This window comes from Psychrobacillus vulpis (assembly GCF_006861825.1).
GTDB lineage: Bacteria > Bacillota > Bacilli > Bacillales_A > Planococcaceae > Psychrobacillus > Psychrobacillus vulpis.
The window spans coordinates 112333-135996 of the sequence record NZ_VDGI01000011.1; the positions used below are offsets into that span (position 1 = coordinate 112333).

22 protein-coding genes are annotated in these 23664 nt (G+C 36.5%); 1 reads left to right on the plus strand and 21 read right to left on the minus strand.

The features are described from left to right. Nucleotide 1: 1 nt before the first annotated feature. The 21 genes from aroC to prsW all read right to left on the minus strand — a co-directional run bounded on the left by aroC (nt 2) and on the right by prsW (nt 20916). On the minus strand, nt 2-1183 hold the full coding sequence (gene aroC, locus FG384_RS11195) for a chorismate synthase (protein ID WP_142642684.1): 1182 nt from the start codon (nt 1181-1183) through the stop codon (nt 2-4). A 115-nt stretch (nt 1184-1298) separates the two neighbouring features. Continuing rightward, nucleotides 1299-2069, minus strand: a complete 771-nt coding sequence (locus FG384_RS11200) for a CheR family methyltransferase (RefSeq protein ID WP_142642685.1) — start codon at nt 2067-2069, stop codon at nt 1299-1301. A gap of 1080 nt (nt 2070-3149) precedes the next feature. Continuing rightward, on the minus strand, nt 3150-3596 hold the full coding sequence (gene ndk / locus FG384_RS11205) for a nucleoside-diphosphate kinase (protein ID WP_142642686.1): 447 nt from the start codon (nt 3594-3596) through the stop codon (nt 3150-3152). An 80-nt stretch (nt 3597-3676) separates the two neighbouring features. After that, entirely contained in the window at nt 3677-4651 is a 975-nt protein-coding gene (gene hepT, locus FG384_RS11210) for a heptaprenyl diphosphate synthase component II (RefSeq protein WP_166462431.1), read from the minus strand. 20 nt (nt 4652-4671) lie between these two features. After that, nucleotides 4672-5376 (minus strand): demethylmenaquinone methyltransferase, encoded by a 705-nt coding sequence (locus FG384_RS11215; protein ID WP_142642687.1) that lies wholly within the window; start codon nt 5374-5376, stop codon nt 4672-4674. 3 nt (nt 5377-5379) lie between these two features. Beyond that, entirely contained in the window at nt 5380-6141 is a 762-nt protein-coding gene (locus FG384_RS11220) for a heptaprenyl diphosphate synthase component 1 (RefSeq protein ID WP_142642688.1), read from the minus strand. 96 nt (nt 6142-6237) lie between these two features. Then, nucleotides 6238-6459: a trp RNA-binding attenuation protein MtrB gene (gene mtrB, locus FG384_RS11225; RefSeq protein WP_142642689.1), complete on the minus strand. Its 222-nt coding sequence runs from the start codon at nt 6457-6459 to the stop codon at nt 6238-6240. A 67-nt stretch (nt 6460-6526) separates the two neighbouring features. Next, nucleotides 6527-7096, minus strand: coding sequence for a GTP cyclohydrolase I FolE (folE, locus tag FG384_RS11230; RefSeq protein ID WP_142642690.1), 570 nt, complete (start codon nt 7094-7096; stop codon nt 6527-6529). A 181-nt stretch (nt 7097-7277) separates the two neighbouring features. Next, nucleotides 7278-7550: an HU family DNA-binding protein gene (locus tag FG384_RS11235; RefSeq protein ID WP_142642691.1), complete on the minus strand. Its 273-nt coding sequence runs from the start codon at nt 7548-7550 to the stop codon at nt 7278-7280. Nucleotides 7551-9659: 2109 nt separating this feature from the next. Further along, nucleotides 9660-11138, minus strand: coding sequence for a stage IV sporulation protein A (spoIVA, locus tag FG384_RS11240; RefSeq protein WP_142642692.1), 1479 nt, complete (start codon nt 11136-11138; stop codon nt 9660-9662). Nucleotides 11139-11218: 80 nt separating this feature from the next. Further along, complete coding sequence (locus FG384_RS11245) at nt 11219-11929, minus strand: LptM family lipoprotein (RefSeq protein ID WP_142642693.1); 711 nt, start codon at nt 11927-11929, stop codon at nt 11219-11221. A gap of 13 nt (nt 11930-11942) precedes the next feature. Beyond that, on the minus strand, nt 11943-12149 hold the full coding sequence (locus FG384_RS11250) for a DUF2768 domain-containing protein (protein ID WP_240793404.1): 207 nt from the start codon (nt 12147-12149) through the stop codon (nt 11943-11945). A gap of 83 nt (nt 12150-12232) precedes the next feature. Then, the gene (locus FG384_RS11255; protein WP_142642694.1) at nt 12233-13252 is read right to left on the minus strand and encodes an NAD(P)H-dependent glycerol-3-phosphate dehydrogenase; all 1020 of its coding nucleotides are present in this window, start codon (nt 13250-13252) and stop codon (nt 12233-12235) included. Between the two features lie 27 nt (nt 13253-13279). Further along, nucleotides 13280-14590, minus strand: coding sequence for a ribosome biogenesis GTPase Der (gene der / locus FG384_RS11260; protein ID WP_142642695.1), 1311 nt, complete (start codon nt 14588-14590; stop codon nt 13280-13282). Nucleotides 14591-14762: 172 nt separating this feature from the next. Continuing rightward, complete coding sequence (rpsA, locus tag FG384_RS11265) at nt 14763-15914, minus strand: 30S ribosomal protein S1 (protein WP_142642696.1); 1152 nt, start codon at nt 15912-15914, stop codon at nt 14763-14765. A gap of 93 nt (nt 15915-16007) precedes the next feature. Next, nucleotides 16008-16595 (minus strand): lysophospholipid acyltransferase family protein, encoded by a 588-nt coding sequence (locus FG384_RS11270; protein ID WP_142642697.1) that lies wholly within the window; start codon nt 16593-16595, stop codon nt 16008-16010. Nucleotide 16596: 1 nt separating this feature from the next. Beyond that, the gene (gene cmk, locus FG384_RS11275) at nt 16597-17271 is read right to left on the minus strand and encodes a (d)CMP kinase (protein WP_142642698.1); all 675 of its coding nucleotides are present in this window, start codon (nt 17269-17271) and stop codon (nt 16597-16599) included. A 76-nt stretch (nt 17272-17347) separates the two neighbouring features. After that, complete coding sequence (locus tag FG384_RS11280; RefSeq protein WP_142642699.1) at nt 17348-17995, minus strand: flagellar brake protein; 648 nt, start codon at nt 17993-17995, stop codon at nt 17348-17350. Nucleotides 17996-18071: 76 nt separating this feature from the next. After that, nucleotides 18072-19355: a PepSY1/2 domain-containing protein gene (locus FG384_RS11285; RefSeq protein WP_142642700.1), complete on the minus strand. Its 1284-nt coding sequence runs from the start codon at nt 19353-19355 to the stop codon at nt 18072-18074. Between the two features lie 9 nt (nt 19356-19364). Continuing rightward, nucleotides 19365-20129: a spore cortex-lytic enzyme gene (gene sleB, locus FG384_RS11290; RefSeq protein WP_240793407.1), complete on the minus strand. Its 765-nt coding sequence runs from the start codon at nt 20127-20129 to the stop codon at nt 19365-19367. Between the two features lie 94 nt (nt 20130-20223). Next, a complete protein-coding gene (gene prsW, locus FG384_RS11295; protein ID WP_142642702.1) occupies nt 20224-20916 on the minus strand; it encodes a glutamic-type intramembrane protease PrsW in 693 nt (230 codons plus the stop codon). A gap of 75 nt (nt 20917-20991) precedes the next feature. Between prsW and FG384_RS11300 the strand changes: the two genes are divergently transcribed. Beyond that, nucleotides 20992-21966 carry an asparaginase gene (locus FG384_RS11300; RefSeq protein ID WP_142642703.1) on the plus strand — a complete coding sequence of 325 codons (975 nt, stop codon included), beginning with the start codon at nt 20992-20994 and terminating at the stop codon, nt 21964-21966. The last annotated feature ends 1698 nt before the right edge of the window (nt 21967-23664 follow it).

Consider the following 23664-nt stretch of genomic DNA (forward strand, 5'->3'; position numbering starts at 1 on the left):
ATTAAAACCCCTTTGTATAGGCACGGTGTCTTTCAATTTCTGCTTTTAAAGAATCGATTTTATCACCATTAAATGTATCCAGAACAGCTGCTGCTATTTCCCATGCGATGACTGCTTCAGCAACTACAGATGCTGCAGGTACAGCACAGCTATCAGAGCGTTCTATGCTTGCTTTAAATGGCTCTTTTGTATCTATATCTACACTTTGTAGTGGTTTATATAATGTTGGGATTGGCTTCATGACGCCTCTTACAACGATTGGCATACCTGTAGACATTCCACCTTCTAATCCACCAAGACGATTCGTGTCTCGAGTATAACCTTCTTCTTCACTCCAAGATATTTGATCATGTACTTGACTTCCAAATAAGTTCGCCATTTCAAAGCCTAAACCAACTTCTACCCCTTTAAATGCGTTAATACTCATCATTGCCATTGCAAGTTTTCCATCTAACTTTCGATCGTAGTGTACATAACTTCCAACCCCTGCAGGCATTCCTTCAACAATCACTTCCACTACTCCACCAATAGTATCGCCAGCCTTTTTTGCACTGTCAATTGCTTCAACCATTTTTTCAGAAGCTTCAGGATCTAAACAATAAACAGGGTCCGCTTCAACAATTGCTCGAATTTCCTCTATCGTTTTTCCTGCTGCTAAATTTAAGTTTGCTTCGATACCGCCTATTTTCGTCACATGAGCAACGATAGAAATACCTAATTGTTTTAATAATTGCTTTGCAACAGCCCCAACTGCTACACGAACAGTAGTTTCACGAGCGGAAGAACGTTCTAATACATTTCGTAAATCTCGGTGTCCATATTTCATACCACCGACTAAATCTGCATGACCTGGTCTTGGTCGAGTTATTTGTCTTTTAATATCATCTGGATCTATATCTTCACTAAGTGGCTCGATTCCCATAATATTTGTCCAATGCTTCCAGTCGTCGTTGTTTACGACGAGACAAACTGGAGATCCTAATGATTTTCCATGGCGAACACCCGCAGTAATAGCTACAGTATCTTTTTCGATCTGCATTCGTCTTCCACGACCATGGCCACCTTGTCGTCTCTTAAGCTCTTTATTAATCTGTTCACTAGTAATTTCTAATTGGGCTGGCAAGCCTTCAATAATTGCTGTAAGTTGTGGTCCATGAGACTCACCTGCTGTTAAATATCTCACAACACTTTCCCCCTTCAACTCGCTAAAGTATTTGTTTTCCACTATATCATAAAATGTCATTCGGAGTACAGAATATTAGAAGAAAACTGTCCGATTTTTAATCAGACAGTTTCCTTTACTTTTTTCGATAGAAAAATGTATCTTCGGTTTCAAAACCATATTTACTCGGATTAAAGATTTGTTCCGTACTGCCTACAAAGAGAATTCCTCCTGAACGGAGCGATTCACTAAAGTTATGATAAATTTTATCCTTTGCTTCTTCAGTAAAATAAATCATCACATTCCGACAAATTATTAAATCATAATTTTTCTCATATGTATCTTTTAATAAATTGTGTTTTTTAAAATGGGCAGTCTTTTTTATCGCATCATCAACTTTAAAAAATTGGCCTTGTTGTTCGAAATATTTCAGCTTCATGTCCTCTGGTACTTCCGCAAGAGAACGTTCTGGGTATATACCAATCTTTGCACGTTGAATCGCGTTTTCATCCAAATCTGTTGCGTTTACAGATATTTGAGATAGAGGGACATAATTTGAAAGTACCATAGCAGTAGTATACGGTTCTTCTCCTGTGGAACATGCAGCACTCCAAATTTTCAATCGTTTATTCTCGGATAACAGCTTAGGGAAAATTTTGTGTTGCAATACTTCCCAGCGTTTTCCATTACGATAAAACTCAGATACGTTGATCGTCATTCTATCTAAAAATTCATTCATTAAATCTCTGTCTTTATCAAGAGCTTGATAAAACTCGACAAAGTTTTTATATCCTTTTTTTTCATACAATGAAGTAAGACGTCGTCTCATCTGTGCTTCTTTATAAGCTGCAAGATCGATACCTGTTTTTAGTTTAACTGATTCCACAAACTTTATGTAATCTGGCAAATGACATCGTTCCTTTCGAAATCATATATCAAGTATACAGTATTCAGAACATTTAGGACATAAAAAATACGCATGCGCCCTTTAAGTGCATCTTCTCTTCATCGTTTCTAGCGTGCTTTGGACAGTATGTCGGCCATCTTATTACCAGATAAGCTTTAAGAGGGACGGGAAGTGGCAAGCCACTTCCCGTCCCTCTTTTTCGGTAATCCTTTGGCTGTCGTTTGCCCGTCGCCTGCTTGAAATGGTTGGAGTCAAGTTTCTTTTGCTTAGGTTAATGAAAGAATTGATACTATCTACCTGGAGAGCGGCGCCCGAAGATACAATTTCGGGCTCTCTTCGCTTCTCAATTTAGAGATGCTGCTTATTTTTTTCAAGTATTAATGTCGAAAACATATGAACAAAAACGAGGGCGGAGAAAAACTTGAAGTTAGTACTTTTATGGGGACTATTTACTGTATTCTTTTTTATATAAGAGAATTTAGCATGGCACATTTTTTTTGCAATGGTCTTGAGCAGGAGCAACTTCTTTGTTATTTCTTGAAAATCGTTGAAAAAGGCGACATTCCTACGGGAATAGCGTTAGTCGAAGACCCCCGTGCTGCGCGAGGAGGCTGAGGCAACGCCCGCGGAAAGGGAGGGCACTGAAAAAGTGTCATTCATATAAATTATCTATCAAATAGTCCTAAGAGAATTTAGCGCTTTGGCATTCGCTTTCCGTGGGCGAGCGACGAGCCTCCTCCTACGCTTCGCTTCGTGCGGGGTCTCGTCTATCTCGCTTTCCCGCAGGAGTCTCATGCGTCGTGCTAAATTCTTTAAATGATATACAGCAAATAGTTCCCAAACTCGTTCAGGGTCCTTACAAGTCTTTACTAATCCTAGTAAAAGTTCTATAACCACTGGGTTCATAGTACATCAATTTTATATACTTTCTTATCTTATAAAAAAAGACAGCCAAATTAGAAACATTTGACTGTCTTTTTAAATCTAATAGATATTAAAGTTTACCTTCTACTCTATAACTGCCTAGTTTTAGACTCAGGTGCTTCTACGCTTGTGGAGTAGGACGGAGTCTATCGCTTTTTAGTTAATCCAGTTGTTAGCGTCTTTTGCGTATGCAACTAATTCTTCTTGTTTGAAGAAAAGACCAATTTCGCGTTCAGCGCTTTCTGGTGAGTCAGAACCGTGGATAATGTTTTTACCAACAGTTACTGCGAAATCTCCACGAATAGTTCCTGGAGCTGATTCTTTTGGATTTGTAGCACCCATCATAAGACGAGCTGTTGAAATAACGTTTTCACCTTCCCAAACCATTGCGAAAACTGGTCCAGAAGTGATGAAATCTACTAGTTCACCAAAGAATGGGCGTTCTTTATGTTCACCGTAATGTTGTTCTGCTAATTCAGTAGGAATTTGCATTAATTTTGCTCCAACTAATTGATATCCTTTTTTCTCAAAACGACTTACGATTTCTCCGATTAAGTTACGTTGTACGCCATCAGGTTTTACCATTAAAAATGTTTTTTCCATGAATAACACTCCTTAAATATATATAATGGCTCAATTTCTCCACCGTTAAAAATAGTATCATTAAGGTTCACTATTTTCAATTAAAACTTACGTTTACTCATAAATAAAGCAATATTTTGTAACGATTTTTTTGCAGAACTTGCTGGTAGTTGCTTAATTTCGTTTAATGCTTTTTCTAAGTACATATTACTTACTTGCTTTGCACGCGTAATTCCATCCGATTTTCTAATCTCTGATAGTAATTTCTGTTTGTTTTCTTCTGAAATTTCTCCATCCAGAGCTTCCATTAATAATGGATAAATAGATTGTTCATTTTTCACATAAAGAACTGGTAACGTAATATTACCTTGTAGCAAATCGCTTCCAGCAGGTTTACCAAGCTGTTCATCTGTTGAAGTAATGTCTAATATGTCATCAATTATTTGAAAAGACATACCAACATAATATCCGAAGCGTTTTAAATGTCTTATTGTTTTTTCATCCGCCTGCGATGCAATTGCTCCTAATTCACAGCTTGCAGAAATTAAGATAGCAGTTTTTCGTTTTATTCTTCTTAAGTAATCACGAACTGTTTGGTCTAATAAACGCTTATCCTCTATTTGGATAATTTCCCCTATACAAAGTTCGACCATTGTATGAGATAACACTTCATGTGCATATGTATTTTCTAATGCCGTTATGTATTCTATTGCTCTAGCAAAGAGAAAGTCTCCTGTATACATCGCTACTCGATTATTCCACTGAGCCTTTACAGTTTCTCTTCCCCTTCTTGTCTCAGCGTCGTCTATTACATCGTCATGAACAAGGGAAGCCATATGAATGAGTTCAATTGGAACAGCAACATTTTTTATGGATTCAATCGAATAGTTTCCAAACTTCGCTGAAAGCAGGACAAATACGGGACGAATCCGTTTACCTCCAGCAAGAAGTAAATGAAGAGAAGCTTCATTCAATAAGTGAGATGAAGAATTCACCGCTATTGCCAGTTCTTTTTCGATGACATCTAAATCCGATTTTAGATCGGAATAAAGTAATTTCAACTTCATCTTATCCACAGATAAATACCTTCTCCCACTTAAATATCTTTTTTAAAACCAATATGTCTTGCTGCTGCTCCACCACTAAATGGCTTGCTCGTTACATTTTTTAAACCTACTTCTTCAAATAACTTAGTTAGTGCTGCTCTGTTTGGAAAGTCTTTTGCAGACTCTTGCAACCAAGAGTATTCTTTGTAGCTTTTCGCGAACAGCTTACCAAATAGAGGCATTACATAACGGAAGTATAAACGAAAAACTCCATTAAATAGTTTAGAGTCGGGTTGTGAAGTTTCCAAACAAACAACCATGCCACCAGGTTTTACAACACGATTCATTTCTTTTAATACTTGTTTGTAATCTGGCACATTGCGAAGACCGAAACCAATCGTTGCGTAGTCAAATAAGTTATCTTCAAATGGTAACTCCATTGCATTTCCTTGTACCAGTTCAATTTGAGAAATGTTTTTAACTTTCTCTTTTCCTACATTCAACATATTTTGACTAAAGTCTAATCCAATCACTTTACCAGTTGGTCCAGTCTCATTGGCTAAAGCGATTGTCCAATCAGCAGTACCACAACATACGTCGAGCGCTTTACTTCCAGTTTTTACTTTCATCGATTTCATCGTATCATTTCGCCACTTTTTATGTTGCTGAAAGCTTATGACTGAATTCATAGAATCATAGTTATCTGAAATTTTCTCAAAAACTTCATGTACATATTGCTCTTTTGATTTTCCCATCGTTTAACCTTCTCTCAACTGCTTTTCCAACGAAAAAGCACTCACACGCTCTAAAATTGCTTGTTTTAATGGTTCCTTTAATAATTCGGAAGAACGTACATCACGTACTAGTGCGTTTTCGATTTTTTCTATTTCCAATATTAGTGAAACCTTGTTCAATTGAAAAATTTTTGATTTGCTTATATAAAACGTTCGTTCATTTTTTTCAAAAGAAGCTAATTCTTTTTTCAACACTTCAAGCAACATTGCTTCTTTCATAATGAACACGTACTCATGAAATGAATAATATTCTAGAAATTGTTCAATCGGTTTACTTTCAATAAGCTGAATAGATTGTATTAGCTGTTCAAAAGTATATTCTTGCAAATCGTAAAATCTCGATTTATGTTCTGTTACGGAAGCTACACCACTAGACAGTTGTTGAATCAAATCTATTTTACTATCCTTAGCCAAAAGCTGATAATATCGTCCGCTATAATAATCTCCTGCAAGCACTTGTAATTGCTGAGCTTTTGAAGATGCATTTTCTTCTTTCACTAAATCATGTGCTGCTAGGGCTGTAAAAATTAGAGACACAGCGATCGCAGAAATCTTTTCTGATTTATTCCACTCTTCCCCATTCAGTAATGGTAAAAGTGTATAAAACAAACGATTTTCATCAACAACAGGGATTCCTGTGTACTTTTGCAAAGTGTTTTGTTGAATTTGCATGAGAATATTCTTTTTATAGTGTTCTACATGTTGTGTCATCAATGCTTCGTTCATACACTTTACTCCATTTCTCAACCGCAGTTAGTCTTACATGTATAATTCTTTCATGTTAAAGCAACATTCATTTTGAAAGAAAAATTTGTATACTTATTACTTTTTGGATTCACTTTCAATTACGCCATTGGCCGTATGAATAGATGCTTTCCCTCTAATTTTCATAGCTGAAGTATGTTCTGTGAATTGAGCAATCATTACTTCACCTGTATCAAGCTTTTCTGAATGATGGAATTTAGTATCAGTACCACGTGTTAATCCGATGACTTGTACGCCATCTTCTTCTGCTTTAATAACTATAAAATCTGAACTAGACATTTTAACGTCTCCTTTGTTCACAGTCTTTTTTCATCATACCATATTCTTAACCATTCATCCAAAACTGTTACTTCATCTGTATAAAAGATAATATTTCGGATCGTTTTACTTCATCAGTTTCGAGTATTCCTCTCGCAACAGCAGTGACCGTTTTGGCACCAGGTTTTTTAATGCCTCGCATAGTCATACACATATGCTCGGCTTCAATTACTACATAGACTCCATAAGGATTTAACATTTCCATAATGCTATCCGCAATTGTTGAAGTGATTCTTTCTTGTAATTGTGGACGCCTTGCCGTAGTTTCTACCGCACGAGCTAGTTTACTTAAACCAGTGACCACACCATTACGTGGAATATACGCAACATGAGCTTTTCCATAGAAAGGTACTAAATGATGCTCACACATTGAGTAGAATGGGATGTCTTTTACTAATACAAGTTCTTCATGGTTCTCATTAAAAACTGTTTGAAAATATTCTTTTGGATCTTGATGTAGTCCTTCGAACATTTCAGCATACATTTTGGAAACTCTCTTAGGCGTGTCTAGCAATCCTTCTCTATTAGGATCTTCTCCGACAGCTTCTAAAATCATTTTAACTGCTTCCTCTATTTTGTTCAGATCGACATTTGCCATCTGTTAACCCCCTAAGCAAAACTTCGTTATATACCATTAGCATCTTAGCACACGATTCAAATATAATAAATGTTTTTCCACTATGTATAATCATTGTTGCAATGATATCACTTTCTAATTGAAAAGAACGGTTACCAAGAAGCTAGCTTCGAGGTAACCGTTCTATGTACTACAGCATCAGTTATTTAACTGCGTCTTTAAGCGCTTTACCTGGCTTGAAAGCAGGCACTTTGCTTGCAGCGATGTCGATTTCTTTACCTGTTTGAGGGTTACGTCCTTTACGTGCAGCACGTTCACGAACCTCAAAGTTACCAAAACCGATTAATTGAACTTTGTCTCCACCTGCAAGAGCAGTTTGAATTGATTCAAATACAGCTTCTACAGCTTTAGAAGCGTCTTTTTTAGAAAGATCTGCAGCTTCAGCAACAGAGTTCACTAATTCTGTTTTATTCATACCATTCACCTCCTCTCAAGGAAGATAGCTTCAACCTGTAAAAAGAGTATCACAACCAAAAAGGCTACGCAACACTATTTGTATGTGTTTTGGGAACTTTATGCAAAAATATTGGTATTTTATGAAATAACAGGACTTTTCACATAGGAATAAAGCTCATTTTCTTCTATATCGATATACTACTAGTAAAAGTTTACCAAAAGTATAAACATACATTTTCTCGATTAAAAACTAAAAAATGAATAATGGAGTGTCACGGACTTCACTGATGCACTTGTCGTCCATTTGTAAAAACGATAACAATCTGGCCTTTAATAAATTCCAAAAAACAAAGTAAATAAAAAATGCCAAGAGAAATTATATATTCTCTAGGCATTTCATACTGTAGACAAATTCATTTTACAATGAATAGAGATGTATGAGAGAATCAGCGGGGCCCGCCACTTCACTTTCCGTGGGCTTGGCTTCAGCCTCCTCGTCACTGCATAGACACTGAAAAAGTCCCTATAATTCGATTTTGCCAAATGAGGTAGTCTAATATTCCAGTAAATAAGAAAATCGTTGAAACGGCTCCCTTTCCGGAGGGCACTGAAAAACCTTAGCTTTTAATTTTTTTATATACTCGCCATCAAAAAAGACAATTTTTCGTTCGATTTTGAACGAAAAATCGCCTTTTTCTCCTGTTTTTTTTACTTTTCTTCCTTCAATAGGCTCATAATTCTTTTCAGATTTACTGCAAAGATTGCCATTGCACCTTGCATCTGTATACCGAATAGACCCGCGGATGATGCTACATNATTCTTCGCCCGTGGAAAGCGAGCGGTAAGCTTCGGAAAACTACGGGGGAACTTCATTAAAAGTGAAACTATATGGACTTTTTCAGTGGCCTCCCTTTCCGCGGGCGTTGCCTCAGCCTCCTCGCTTTGCTGCGGGGTCTTCGACTAACGCCATTCCCGCAGGAGTGTCGCCTTCTTCAACGATTTTCTAGAAATGAAAAAGTATTTATTAAAACAATGATGGGTTTTCAGTGCCCTCATTGCAGTGAGGAGTATGCTTGGCGATTCTCCGCGAAAAGCGAGTATCTTTTTCCATTCAACTAGTCTTCATTCATTTTATAAGAAAAAAGATGGAACCCTTTCTAGCTAATCACTTTAATTTTATTAAGGATACCTTCTCATAACAACTACTAGATTCCTTATACATAAAGGAAAAATCTACGAGAATCCTGCGAAAAAACGGAGCGTCCAAAACCCCGCACGAGAGCAGCGAGGCCACTGAAAAACTCAAAATTATTATTTGTATAAGAACTATTTCTGTATTTCATTTAAATAATTTAGCGCGACGCATGAGACTCCTGCGGGAAAGCGAGACAGACGAGACCCCGCACGAAGCAGCAGAGAGGAAGGAAGGCTAAGGGCGCCTCTTCCTGAGGCAACGCCTTCATGACCAACATCGTGTTGGCCCGCGGAGGCTCGTCGCTCGCCCGCGGAAAGCGAATGCCAAAGCGCTAAATTCTCTTAGGACTAATTTGATAGATAATTTATTTGAATGACACTTTTTCAGTGCCCTTGTGTCTTTCCTGCGGGGTCTTCAGCTCAAGCTATTCCCACAGGAGTCTCCGTGGCGGGCAATGCCTATTTTTCAAAAGTTGAAAGTAGGAAGTCTGAAGATACTGTGATCAATCAATGTTTCTCAGAATATCTGATAAAAATAACGGATTCACTATCCCATCTCATCAAGTGAAAAGGCTTTAATTGTCCACTTCTCTGTTTATTGAAGTTAAAAATAAGCGGAAGGCGGCGATTCCTGCGGGACAGCGAGACAGTCCAAGACCCCGAAGGCAATAGGTAGGAAGGCTAAGATCGCCGCGTCCTGCTCCTGCGCAAAGCTCGTCGCAAAAGAACTTTTGCGGCAACGCCTTCATGACCAACATCCTGTTGGCCCGAGGCTTAGCGCGAGCCCGTGGAAAGCGCCCGCCTGGAGCGATTGCTACAGGAAAAGCACAATAATCACTATGTTCTTAATACATTTTGATTCATAAAAATGAATTTGTCGACAAGCTGAAATGCCCAGAGAAATTATATATTCTCTAGGCATTTTATCATTTATTTATAAAATAAAAGTTACCAAACCTCTATCGCCTTCATTTACCATTCTCTCGATGGTTTCACGCATTCTTTTTTTAGCTAATCCAGAAACACTTTCGGTTTTGTAACGCAAACTTTCTTTCATCACTTCCACTAGTGACGTACCAAATACTTGCGTTTGCCATAGTGCGTCTCGATCGTGTAAATAACCATGCTTTAAGTCTTTTAATAATTGCTGACTATGAAACTCTGAACCTATTAATGGAGCAAATTCTGCCTCCATATCAACTCGAATAATATGCAGTGAAGCTGCCTTCGCTTTTAAGCTTACACCATAAAAATTATTTTGTTTAATAATTTCTGGTGCGGAAGGTTGAAAATCCTGAATAGACGGTAACGAAACTCCGTATCCATGAGTTTTTGCAGCTTCTAATGCTTCTGAAAACTTATTGTATGCTTTTTTTGCCGTAGAGGCTTCTTTTACAAATAGCAACCAGTCTTTTTTAGATTGAATAGGTTCTTCTAGCCATTCATCACACACTTCCTGGAAAACTTCCGGTTTCAAACCAATTTGGATACAAGCTGAACCTCGTCCGGGATTTGCTTCCACTACATCTGCTGATTGGATGAATGGCACTTGTTTAAATCTAGAAGCGAGTTCTTTCACATCTTTCATTTTAGAAACAATTTGCAGCCACTCTTGCAAGGAAGAAGTGATGGCATTATTTACGAAATGATCAGGCTCTAATACATCTGTCCAATCAGGTTTAACTAATTCAATATCGGTAATTGGAAACTCATAAAGCGCCTGTTGGAGTATGTATTGAATTTCCTCCGCAGTCATTCGATCTACTGCAACAGCAATTACCGGTACTTCATGTTGTTTTTGAAGTTCATCACATAATTGAATCGTGTCAACATGCCCTGGCAATTTAGTATTCAATACAATAACAAATGGCTTTCCTATTTCCTTTAGTTGATCAATGATCTGTTGTTCAGCTTTCTCAGCAGCTTTTCTTGGAATATTGTTAACGGTTCCATCCGTTGTTACCACAATTCCAATGGTAGAGTGATCACGTATTACCTTATCTGTTCCAATTCTTGCCGCTTCCTCAAATGGTATGGCTTCCTTATGCCATGGGGTATGCACAAGTTTTTGACCGTCTTCTCCAGAATGCGTCTTTATCCCATCAATCATGTAACCGACACAATCGACTAATCGAATTTGTAAGCGTAATTGCTCTTCCCCTAAATAAATATTTGTTCCATGCGCAGGCACAAATTTCGGTTCTGCTGTCATAATAACATTACCCGGGGAGCTTTGTGGAAGTTCATCTTGCGCTCGTATTCTTTCCGATTCCTCTTGAATATTAGGAATAACAACAAGTTCCATTACCCGTTTAACAAATGTAGATTTTCCAACTCTAACTGGCCCTACTACACCAATATACACATCCCCATTAGTTCGTTCTGCTATTTGTTCATACAGTTTACTTGACATGGATACTCTCCTTTCTTAGCAATTTAATATATGCACAAAAAAAACGTTTCATGCATACTACATGAAACGTTTAAAATTACTTATTTAGATAACATAAAAACTGGCTCATTTTTATCATTCACAGTATATGGCAAGGAGTAAGCTGGGACAATAGCATAATTATCTGTCAATAAATGACGAATATCTTCCCCTTGTTTAACTTCTGTTTTATTCTCCTGAAGTAAACGATTTAACTCAATGGAATAATCTACATACACTTTTCCATCTCCAGTTGCCACTAAAGGTAAAAGTGTGTCTGAGTATGGACTTTGAACCGATAATTCGCTTTTATACCCCATCTTTTTATAATCTAGTTTATAAACACCTTCAGCAATAACTTCTGCAACTGGACCGTAACCATTAATCCCTTTTCGATAGTTGATATCGCGTAATGTGTCTGCAATTCGTAAATCTACTAATTTAACCGTTGGATTTTCTTCCACATCCATTAATACATATTGATAGATTCCACCTGCTTCATAAGAGTTAGCTGGTACTTTCCCCATATAAGTAGGTACTATTTTTTTGAAATCAATAGGATACTTGACATATTGATCGGTCTCTATATCCCTTGTTTTAATTGGCAATAACCCGCTTGAATCTTCTTTAAAACTATTTACTGCATTTTGCACTGCATTCAATTGTTCTTCGTATGGCAATAAATTTTCCGGTTCGTATCCACTTTTATAACCGCAGCCGGCTAATAATAGTATTCCCATTGAAAGAACCGCTAGTAATCTTAACTTTTTCATGAGAATCTCCTTACTAAGCTTTTGTTGGATTAAAAATAATATATATCATCGTGATGAAGCCTATAAATAGTAATATGTATGCAATTAAACCAAAGATAAATTTCAACAAACTATTATTAAACTTAGTTTTAACAAAAAACATAAAAACCATTGCTATAAACATACAACCCATAGATGCAAATGAAATCCACATTTTATCCATTGACGATATTAATAACACAAGTTCCCCACCTTTCTTTCATGGAAAATTATATCACATCAAAAAAGAGTTGCTGTCAAACAACTCTTTTCTTTGTGACGATTTTAGAACGATTTAAAATCATCCAGCTCATGCTTTTTCGTACGATGCATAAGAGTATCCACTGCTTCCTTTGGATGTACACCTTCAAATAAAACACCGTGTAATGCCTCCGTAATAGGCATATCTACTTGTTGTTTTTTTGCAAGTTGGTAAGCTGCTTTCGTAGTCCGCACACCTTCAACAACCATACCTATTTCATCCAGTACTTTGTCGAGGGAAGCTCCTTTCCCAAGCAAATTACCTGCTCTCCAGTTTCTGGAGTGAACACTAGTACATGTGGCGATTAAATCACCCATACCTGTTAAACCTGAAAAAGTATATGGTTGTGCACCCAAACTAATACCTAGTCTTGAAATTTCTGCAAGTCCCCTAGTAATTAGAGCAGCCTTTGCATTGTCTCCATAGCCTAAACCATCTACAATACCAGCAGCCAATCCTATTACATTTTTTAGTGCTGCTCCAATCTCTACACCTACAACATCTTCGTTTGTATAAACTCTAAAAGAAGTATTCATAAATAGATCTTGAACTTTTTTAGCAGCGTCAATCTCTGAACTCGCTGCAGTAATTGTTGTAGGATGATGCAACACAACTTCTTCTGCATGACTAGGACCTGAAAGAACAACAATTGCTTCTACGTTACTACTTGGCAACTCATCTTCCATCATTTCAGAAATTCGTTTGAAAGAATCAGGCTCAATCCCTTTTGAAACATGTACAAATAGTTTTTTTTCATTTAAATATTCAATCATATCCTGACATACATCTCTAATTGCCTTCGTAGGAACAGCAATAACAATAGTAGTTGCATGTTTTATAGCTTCCTCAAAATTGTTTGTAGCTCTTAAATTCAGAGGTAAGATTGTATCTGGCAGATACTTCTTGTTTGTATGATCCTCATTTATTTCAGAAGCTTGGTTTTCTCGGTGAGACCAAAGGAGACAATCATGATTATTATTAGCTAATACCATAGCAAGGGCTGTTCCCCAGCTACCAGCTCCCAGTACAGTTATTTTCTCCATTAAATTACGCCCCTTTAATACTAAATATCAGGTTCTTGCACGAGTAATAATTCGTATAGGTGTTCCTTCAAAATCAAAGGATTCACGAATACGGTTTTCTAAAAATCTTTCATATGAGAAATGCATTAACTCTGGCTCATTTACAAATACAACAAACGTCGGTGGTTTGATAGCTACTTGTGTTGCGTAGTAAATACGTAATCTTCTCCCTTTATCTGAAGGAGCAGGATTTCGTGCAACCGAATCTTCAATTACTTCATTCAATACAGAAGATTGCACTCGTAGCGCATGGTTTTCGCTCACCTTATTAATAATTGGTAACACAGATTGGACACGTTGTTTTGTTTTAGCAGATACAAAAACGATTGGTGCATAGTCTAAAAACTGAAAATGCTCTCGAATCGATTTCATTTTTTCATTCATCGTTTTTTCATCTTTTTCAATTGCATCCCATTTATTCATGACAATAATTACAGCTTTCCCTGCATCATGGGCATATCCAGCAATTTTTTTATCTTGTTCTTGTATACCTTCTTCGGCATTTAGAACAACTAGAACAACATCTGATCGTTCGATTGCTTTTAAAGCTCGAAGGACACTATATTTTTCTGTTGTTTCATATACTTTTCCTTTTTTACGCATCCCAGCTGTATCGATCATGACATAGTCTTGTCCATCAAAAGAATATTCTGTATCAATCGCATCTCTCGTTGTACCAGCAATATCACTTACAATTACTCGCTCATGTCCTAAGAAAGCGTTTATGAGTGAAGATTTTCCTACATTCGGTCTTCCAATCAATGAAAACTTAATGACTTCCTCTCCATATTCTTGCTCATTTGGCTCAGGGAAATTTTTTGCGACTTCATCTAATAAGTCTCCAAGTCCTAGACCATGCGATCCAGAAATAGGGAAAGGCTCTCCCATTCCAAGAGAATAGAAATCATAAATCATTTCACGCATATCAGGATTATCAATTTTATTTACTGCTAAAACAACCGGCTTTTTTGTTTTGTATAAAATTTTTGCAACATATTCATCTGCATTTGTTATCCCTTCTCGACCATTAGTCAAAAAGATAATAACATCTGCTTCATCCATTGCAATTTCAGCTTGCTGTTTAATCTGTTCTAAGAAAGGTTCATCGCTCAGTTCTATACCACCTGTGTCGATAATATTAAACTCATGTGTTAACCAATCTGCCGAGCTATATATACGGTCCCTTGTCACTCCGGGAATATCTTCTACAATAGAAACACGCTCTCCTACGATTCGATTAAATATTGTCGATTTACCTACATTCGGCCTACCAACAATTGCTACTACTGGTTTTGTCATTACTTTTCATCCTTCCAACTTCGTCTATTTTGTATTATACAACAAAATGACTAGAAATGCGCAACGAGCTCCGTTTTCTATATTGATTTTGCGTGATTTCTTCATGCAAAATCGTATATAAAATGAACAAAGCAGACGACAATTAGTTGCCATCTGCTTTTATTTTATGCAATTAGTTACCTTTATTCGAAAAGTCTTTCAATTTATCCCCAAGTACATCACTTATAGAAAATCCTTTGGACTCTTCTGGTAATTGGTAATCTTCTAAATTGTAGTCTTCTTCGTTTTCGATTAAATCTTTAATGCTTAACGATAATCGTTTATCAGCACTATTAACTTCTAAAACCTTTACTTGAACTTCTTCGCCCTCTTTTAGTACTTCGTGAGGTGTTGTAATATGCTGATGTGCAATTTGCGAAATATGCACAAGCCCTTCCACTCCTGGGAAGACTTCTACGAATGCTCCATACGAAACGATTCGTTTAATAGTCCCATTTAATACGGAACCTTTAGAGGCTTTACTTTCAATGTCTGACCAAGGTCCTGGCAAAGTGTCTTTAATCGATAAAGAAATTCTTTCGGAATCTCTATCTACAGATAATACTTTCACTTTTACTTCTTGTCCTTCTGAAAGCACTTCTGCTACATTATCTAAATGGTCGTGGGAAATTTGTGAAATATGAACAAGTCCATCTACACCACCGATATCTACAAACGCACCGAAAGAAGCGATTCGTTGGACAGTTCCATTTAACACATCTCCACTATGAATATTTTCAAGCGTTTTTTGTTTACTTACAGCCTTCTCACCTTCTACAACTGCTTTATGAGAAAGGATTAAACGGTTTTTGTCTTTTTCTAATTCTACAATTTTAAAGGTTAATGTCTTCCCTTTATAATCATCAAATGATTCAACAAAGTAGTCTTCAATTAAAGATGCAGGTATAAATCCACGTACACCTAAATCTACTACTAGCCCACCTTTTACAACTTCTTTTACTTCTGTTTCAATAATTTCACCTGATTCGAACTGCTTTACTAGCTGTTCCCATGCTTTTTCAGCATCCACTTTTCGTTTTGAAAGAACAAAATTTGCTTCTTCCACTTTTGTAATCATTAGTTCTAATTCATCACCGATGGAAACGGCGTCGGATGCTTTTTCAATATGCAAGCTAGATAGTTCACTTATCGGAACTATGCCATCAAAAGGTGCCCCTTCAATTGTTACGATTGCTGATTTCTCATCAACTTGTGCAACCGTCGCTTTCACTAGATCTCCCTCTTTAAACTCATGTGTGTCGATTAAGTTCATTTCTTCTGACATATGATATCCTCCTTCACAACGTCTCATTTCTATTCTATGCGAATTAATAAAGAAATACAAAAGTAAGCACTTTTCAAATGAAAAAAGTATTTTTTACTTCGTATTATGTTGGTCAAGTAATTGCTTAATATGATCCATAATAACTTCAGTTACTTCTTCTGCAGAAGCTTTTCGATCCCTAAAGGGTTGCATATCAATCATTTCTCCATATACTACCTTCAGCCTTTTAAATGGCTTATATGGTCCAATGATAGCACAAGGTACAACATTTGCTTCTCCTCTAAGTGCAAAAAATCCTGCACCACTAAACCCTTTTCCGAGTTCACCATCTTTACTTCTTGTCCCCTCTGGAAAAAGACCTACTACTTCTCCATCCTTCAAAAGTTTAATCGCACGTCGAAGCGCATCACGGTCACTCATTCCTCTTTTTACAGGAAATGCATGAACACCTGGAAGAATACTTTTTAAAATAGGTATCTGAAATAATTCTTCTTTAGCCATAAAGTTTACTGGTCTCGGTGCATTTATTCCTACCACAGGAGGGTCTAGTGCTGCTATATGATTAGCACATAATAATATACCGCCCTCTTTCGGGAATTTGTCTGCCCCAATCACTTCAAATCGATAAACTGGATTTAAAGCAGTATAAACAACTGTTTTTGCAAAGGAATAAAGATTCATATTAACTCATCCTTTCTTTTGCAAGCTGCATAATTTTCTCTGATACTTCTTTAATGGTAAGAGATGTCGTATCGATAAATATAGCATCTTCTGCTTGAATTAACGGTGATGCTTCACGTTCGCTATCTAACTTATCTCTACGTGCTATATCATCCATTAGTTCTTCCAAACTAGTGTCAATTCCTCTTTTTTGGTTTTCAAGAAATCTTCTTTTTGCACGTTCCTCAACACTAGCAGACATGAAAATTTTTAGCTCTGCCTTTGTTAATACGTGGGTCCCAATATCTCGACCGTCCATTACTATATTTCCATTCTTCCCCATCTCAATTTGTCTTTTTACCATTTCTTCTCTTAAATTTGCATGTGCAGCAACGGCAGAAACGGAAGCCGTTACTTGTGGCGATCGAATCTCATCTGTAACCTCTATTGTATCCAGGTATACAAGTTGTCCATTTGGAGAAGGTTTTAATTCAATAGATGTTTCTTTTAATAAATTCGTTAATTTTTCTCCGTCTTGCAAATCTATGTTTAATTGGATTGCTTTATACGTAATTGCTCGATACATAGCTCCTGTATCTACATATGTATAGCCGAGTAATTCTGCTGTTTGTTTAGCAATAGTACTCTTACCAGCTGCGGCTGGCCCATCAATTGCGATTTGTATATTTTTTGTCATATTGTCGCCTCCACTCTATTCGAGTATATCTTATCATAAAACGTTACGTAAAAAAAAAGCCTGTTTGCACAGACTTTTAGTTCATTTCTTTTTTTCTCAAAAATAATTGTCGTTCAAAGCAAAAGCGAACAATTTGTTGTTTATCTAAATCATCGGTATCAGTAAATTGAATGGACGCCAATTTTTGATGACCTCTATCCCAAATTCGAACAACAGTAGCAGTAGTTGAAACGTATTTTATGTCTCCATTATTGAAGGGTAAAGGTAATAGCAATGAAATTTCATCACCATCATTAAATTTTACTTCTCGATTTAAGATGACAGCTGTTCCACCTGCACTAAGATCATCAGTGACAAATTGATATTTTTCATCAATATATTGAATAGAAATATCTAATGTAGTTGCCACTCGTACAAAATCTCTTCGTTGAATTTTAATGATTTCTGAGACACTTGGTAAGACAAGCTTAATCATCGGGATTTGTCCTTTTCTCTTTCCTAATACCTCTGTTTGGAAAGCAAAAGCTGCTTTAGATTCTACTACAAAAGAAGCGCGTAGCTGTGTTCCATCCATCAAAAAGACTGTTTTATCTGTCGTAGTATCGATTGGATAATCAATGTAAACAAATTGTTCGTCTATATCTACTACTTTACATCGATATTTTTCCACTTTTTCTGTAAAAGTCGGTTCTAATAATAAAATAGTCCCTATTTCAATTGTCATACTTAATCCCTCTTTAAGTGTCATAATAAATCTATTATGACACTTAAAGCATTAGTTTTCTACAACAAATAATAATTTAAGGGAGTTTTTCAGAGTGTAAAATCTCATGGTTTTCCGTGTCTATATAGATTCTATATGTGCCAATAGAATCATTTCTCATTACTAATTCGTATGCGAGACGTTGTTGCAATTGTTTATTTTCTACAAAAGCTAATCGTTCTTCTTCCACTGTAAAATTCCCTGAAAATAATTCTTTATAGTCTATTGGTTTAACTTCCTGCGGAGCAATCTTTTCTTTTTGAATATACTCCATAGCATTTAATCCAAGTAATTCTCCATTATCTTTTGCAATTTTCAATTGGATTCCATCTGCATAAATGAGCGCATCACTTTCAGAATCTTTTCGTGCGTAAGATAAATGCCAAGCAATGTGATTCTCTCGATATTCAACCAGCGATGTATCATCATAGTTAAATGATTTCATGTACTTTGAAGCTTTCTCTTTCATCTGTTCGACACTTATTGTCGTGTTATCAAATGGTCTTTCAAGTAAGTAAGATAATAAATGTCCTCCTTTTTTTGTAAAATCTGCATATCCAATACGAATACCTTTGTGAAATTTGATATGATAAAAAGGATACGGGGCATTTTCAGAGCTTTCCGTAATATGAATTGTTGCATCTTTTAATTCAGGAAATAATTCCATAAATTTTTGCTTCATTTGATCTACTGTAACTTCTGAATCTTCAATATGTTTTAAATCTTTCTTTTTTTGCTGATCGGTTTCACTAGCAGTCATTGGAAAGTCACTTTCCGTATAAGCTTTTACAGAATTCCCTAAAGCTTTCCAACTTTCAACGCTATCTTTATTTGCTTTATTTTGAACAAATGATGAAATAATATAATCTCTTTTTCCATCTTCCCTATTTGTAAATGCCCATTGATCGGACAATGATCTTAAATTATCTCTAGCTGAAGTCATGTTTTTTTGCCATTCCTCTATTGGTACTTTCCCGTTACTTACGAGTGTCGCCCCATTACCAATTCGACTTAAATAATTCATCCAAAGCGTAGAAGTCTCACTATCTATAGGTAAAGCTGAAATCGATGCTCGTACGTCAGAAGATAGTCTCCATACGTCTTCTAATGGCTGTTGTAAAGCTGCTTGATCTTTAAATAATAGGGTTTGATCAATGGAATCACTAAGTTTGACTAATTTTTCAGAAGCTGATGTTAATTGATTAGAATATTGATTGGCAAGGGCGTTTTCTAAACGAGTATTTTTAGCTTGCACTGAAAAATGATACACAACGAATATGACGACAGCAACAGAAGCAATTATCCATATAAACTTTTTCATTTTATCTCCTTAAGAGCAAAAAATATGCTGTCCGATTGTTTTAATTTGTGGGCGCGACCAAATCCATTTACTAGTAGCAGTCTTAGGATTGAAATAGTAGATAGCATTTTCTGAAGGATCCCAGCCATTTAATGCATCTAATACCGCTTCTTTTGCTCGTTCGTTTGGCTCTAACCAAATTTGTCCATCTGCTACTGCAGTAAAAGCTAATGGTTGGAATATAACTTCAGATATTGTATTAGGAAAGTCAGGATGTTCTACTCGATTTAATATAACTGCAGCAACTGCTACTTGACCTTCATAAGGTTCACCCCTTGCTTCTCCGTACACTGCATTTGCAATAAGCTTTAAATCTTTTTCCGAGTACTTTGGTGGAAGCTGCATATTTGTACTTTCAGGTTTTTTGTTTTTCACTTGTTTTTCTAAGTCCTTGCCACCATAGTAAGTAAAACTATTTCCTTTTCTAATTTGTTCATGGACAAATTCCTTATCGAATTTTGAAGCTTTAACTAGTGTCTTTTTTGTTTTTTCCCCTAGCAAACCGTCAACTGGAAGTCCATATTTTTCTTGAAAATTCCGCAAAGCCCAGTACGTACTATATCCAAACTTCCCATCTATCTGACTTGTGTAAAATCCGATATACTGAAGCCTAGCTTGTAATTCAATAACATCATCTCCAAAAGCCCCACGCTCTAAAATTTGAGTCGAAAACGCTTGAGTGGATTGTTCTTGATTTACGAACGTGTAGCCCACTGTACAAAATACCAAACTAATAAGGATGTATTTTATTTGTTTCAAATGACATCTCTCCTTTTTACATAGCTTGGATAAGAAACACCTAAATATACAAAAAAAATCTAGCACTTGGCTAGATTTCCTCTTTTACAAAATATTCATGATGCTCAAATCTTTTTTTACGAGATAGGACATGAGCCTTCTTAGTTTTCGATAACCCTAATATCCATAAAAATAACATAAAAGGAACCATTAATAATAAATCTACCCCTTTAATAATCAAAATACTATTATAAATAGTATGGAGAAAGAAAGAGGTTAAAAACGCATAAGTTATTTCATATTTTGCTTTTTTGGAAACCGAAAATTTCGCTCTCCCTATGTAATATCCCATTACAACACCAAATAAAGCATGGCTGGATACTGGAAGCAATGCGCGCAAGAACGCTTCATCCATTCCAAAACTTAATAAATATAAAATATTCTCTACTGTAGCAAAGCCAAGCGAAACACTTGCGCCATATAATATACCGTCGTATGGATCATCGAACTCCACATGATTATAAATAGCTATTATAAGTATAAGCCATTTAAAAAATTCTTCTAACGCACTAGTAACTAATGCTTGATGTAAAAATATAGAAGAAAAAATATGTTCTTCTTGGATAACGTGTTGAATAAATAATATTGGAAATGTTAAGATAGCACCATATATAAAAGTATGTAGCAATAAACGTGAAGGTTCTTTTGAAATTTCTTTACGTAAATAGAAGTAACTTAGAAGTGCAAGTGCTGGAGCAATTGCAACGGAAAGCAGTATGAACATAACCTTACTCCTTCCAAAATATTATCTTTATTATACAACATTTTTTCGATAAATTGTAAAAATTACGGAGGTTTTATTTTGAAATCTATACTACTTATTCATACAGGTGGAACTATTTCCATGCAAATACACTCGGATAGCGGAGCTGTAGTTCCAACAGAAAATAATCCATTAACTTTTGAAGGGGACAAGCTTAAACAATATGCTAATGTAATAGAAATTGAAGCCTTTAACTTACCTTCTCCACACATTACACCAAAAGAAATGTTCTTGTTAAAACAAATAGTGGATAAATATATTCAAGAACAAAATATTGATGGAGTAGTTATTACACATGGTACGGATACATTAGAAGAAACAGCATATTTTTTAGATTTAACAGTTGATACTACTATTCCAATCGTATTAACAGGTGCTATGCGTTCTTCTAATGAAATTGGGTCGGATGGTCTTTACAATTTAGTATCTGCCATCAAAGTTGCGTGTTCAGACGATGCAAAAAATAAAGGTGTTTTAGTAGTATTAAATGATGAAATACATACTGCTGAAAATGTAACAAAAACACATGCTAGTAACGTTAGTACATTTCAAAGTCCTCAATACGGACCAATTGGTTTTATATCCAAATCGATTGTACATTTTCATCATTCCCCTAATCATCGTACTGTGTTCCCAATCCAAAATATTACGAAAAGAGTTGCCCTTTTTAAAGTATATGCTGGAATGGAACCAGACTTATTAGAATCATCTATTGAATTAGGATATGACGGAATTGTTTTAGAAGGATTAGGTCAAGGAAATGTTCCTCCGAGCCTCGTTTCAATCATCGAAGATATTATAAAAAAAGATATACCAATTGTGCTCGTCTCTAGATGTTTCAATGGAATCGCACAAGACGTATATGGCTATGTTGGTGGCGGTAAAGTACTAAAAAAACAAGGTGTTCTTTTTGCGCAAGGGTTAAATGGCCAAAAAGCAAGGCTCGCCTTACTTATTGCACTCAACCATCCAAATCCAAAGAATGCAATCGACCAAATTTTTTCTATTTAAAAAGCGAAAAGGAAATTATTAACCTTTTCGCTTCAGATTGTAGACAAACTCATAATCGAGTTTGTCTACAGTCTTTTTTCTTATAAAATAAATGAATACTAATGAATCCGGAAAAAGCTACTCGCTTTCGACGGACGAATCGCCAAGCCTCCTCCTCGCTAAGCTGGTGACACTGAAAAAGTGTTATTCTAATAAATTTTCTATCAAATAGTCGTTAAGAGAATTTATCGCTTTGGCATTCGCTTTCCGCGGGCGAGCGACGAGCCTCCTCCTTCGTGCGGGGTCTCGTCTGTCTCGCTTTCCCGCAGGAGTCTCATGCGTCGCGCTAAATTCTCTTAAATAAATACAGCAAATAGTTCCTAGCAAAATACTAATTCGAGTTTTTCAGTAACCTCCCCGTTTCACTGCAGGAGTCTCGTAGCTTTTTCCTCCCAAATTGAATCAAGTAGTTTTATTCGATGATGAACAAAAATATACAAAATAAACGTGATCAGTTTGAGATGATTTCTTCTTTTTCTTATAAAATAAATGAAGATTAAAGAGTCCGGAAAAAGCCACTCGCTTTCCGCGGACGAATCGCCAAGCCTCCTCCTCGCTATGCTCGTGCGGGGTCTTGGACGCTCCGTTTTTCCGCAGGAGTCGAGCAGCTTTTTCCTCTCCTATTGAATCAAGAAGGAGTGAAGTGATGATGTCCTAAAATATTTGGAATGAACGCGAATAACTAAAGATGAATGAGTTTTTTCTTATAAAATTGAATTGAGATTAGTAAGTACGGAATAAGTCATTCGCTTTCTGGAGACGAGTGCCAGCCTTCTCCTCGCTTCACTGAGTGTACTGACAAACTGTCTATTTTTAGAAAATTGTTGAAAAAGGGTGACACTCCTGCGGGAATAGCGTTAGTCGAAGACCCCACAGCGAAGCGAGGAGGCTGAGGCAACGCCCGCGGAAAGGGAGGCCACTGAAAAAGTCACTTTTTTTCAAAAAATAAAAACGAAATCCCATAATTCCTTCACTTTTTAGGGTGTTTATGGGGACGTCATGCCAATTTTGATACAAATATACTTCTCAAGTGGTGACTTTATTTTCTGAATTTTGGTTTTTCAGTGGCCTCCGGAAAGGGAGCCGTTTCAACGATTTTCTTATTCATTGGAGATTTGGACAACCCTATGAATTTTTATGTGCCCTCACTAGGCTCGTGCGAGGCCTTGGACGCCCCGGATTTCTTATAAAATCAAATGAAGACTAATTGAACCTTGAAAAGCCACTCGTTTTCCGCGGACGAATCGCCAAGCCACCTCTTCTTTACGTGGAGATCACTGAAAAACTGACTATTTTAATGCAAACACTTTTTCATTTCTAGAAAATCGTTGAAAAAGGCGACACTCCTGCGGGAATAGCGTTAGTCGAAGACCCCGCAGCGTAGCGTGGAGGCTGAGGCAACGCCCGCGGAAAGGGAGGGCACTGAAAAACCTTAGCTTTTAATTTTTTTATATACTCGCCATCAAAAAAGACAATTTTTCGTTCGATTTTGAACGAAAAATTGCCTTTTTCTCCTGTTTTTTTACTTTTCTTCCTTCAATAGGCTCATAATTCTTTTCAGATTTACTGCAAAGATTGCCAGTGCACCTTGCATCTGTATACCGAATAGACCCGCGGATGATGCTACATCATACCCGTGTCTATGTTTTAGTTCACTAT

Coding starts and splice junctions, on each gene's coding strand:
- FG384_RS11270 (WP_142642697.1), bottom strand. CDS start 16,595: ATGAATCTTTATTCCTTTGCAAAAACAGTTGTTTATACTGCTTTAAAT.
- FG384_RS11245 (WP_142642693.1), bottom strand. CDS start 11,929: ATGAAAAAGTTAAGATTACTAGCGGTTCTTTCAATGGGAATACTATTA.
- FG384_RS11285 (WP_142642700.1), bottom strand. CDS start 19,355: ATGAAAAAGTTTATATGGATAATTGCTTCTGTTGCTGTCGTCATATTC.
- FG384_RS11280 (WP_142642699.1), bottom strand. CDS start 17,995: ATGACAATTGAAATAGGGACTATTTTATTATTAGAACCGACTTTTACA.
- folE (WP_142642690.1), bottom strand. CDS start 7,096: ATGGCAAATGTCGATCTGAACAAAATAGAGGAAGCAGTTAAAATGATT.
- FG384_RS11220 (WP_142642688.1), bottom strand. CDS start 6,141: ATGAACGAAGCATTGATGACACAACATGTAGAACACTATAAAAAGAAT.
- rpsA (WP_142642696.1), bottom strand. CDS start 15,914: ATGTCAGAAGAAATGAACTTAATCGACACACATGAGTTTAAAGAGGGA.
- spoIVA (WP_142642692.1), bottom strand. CDS start 11,138: ATGTCAAGTAAACTGTATGAACAAATAGCAGAACGAACTAATGGGGAT.
- cmk (WP_142642698.1), bottom strand. CDS start 17,271: ATGACAAAAAATATACAAATCGCAATTGATGGGCCAGCCGCAGCTGGT.
- prsW (WP_142642702.1), bottom strand. CDS start 20,916: ATGTTCATACTGCTTTCCGTTGCAATTGCTCCAGCACTTGCACTTCTA.
- FG384_RS11215 (WP_142642687.1), bottom strand. CDS start 5,376: ATGGGAAAATCAAAAGAGCAATATGTACATGAAGTTTTTGAGAAAATT.
- mtrB (WP_142642689.1), bottom strand. CDS start 6,459: ATGTCTAGTTCAGATTTTATAGTTATTAAAGCAGAAGAAGATGGCGTA.
- ndk (WP_142642686.1), bottom strand. CDS start 3,596: ATGGAAAAAACATTTTTAATGGTAAAACCTGATGGCGTACAACGTAAC.
- FG384_RS11255 (WP_142642694.1), bottom strand. CDS start 13,252: ATGGAGAAAATAACTGTACTGGGAGCTGGTAGCTGGGGAACAGCCCTT.
- FG384_RS11235 (WP_142642691.1), bottom strand. CDS start 7,550: ATGAATAAAACAGAATTAGTGAACTCTGTTGCTGAAGCTGCAGATCTT.
- der (WP_142642695.1), bottom strand. CDS start 14,590: ATGACAAAACCAGTAGTAGCAATTGTTGGTAGGCCGAATGTAGGTAAA.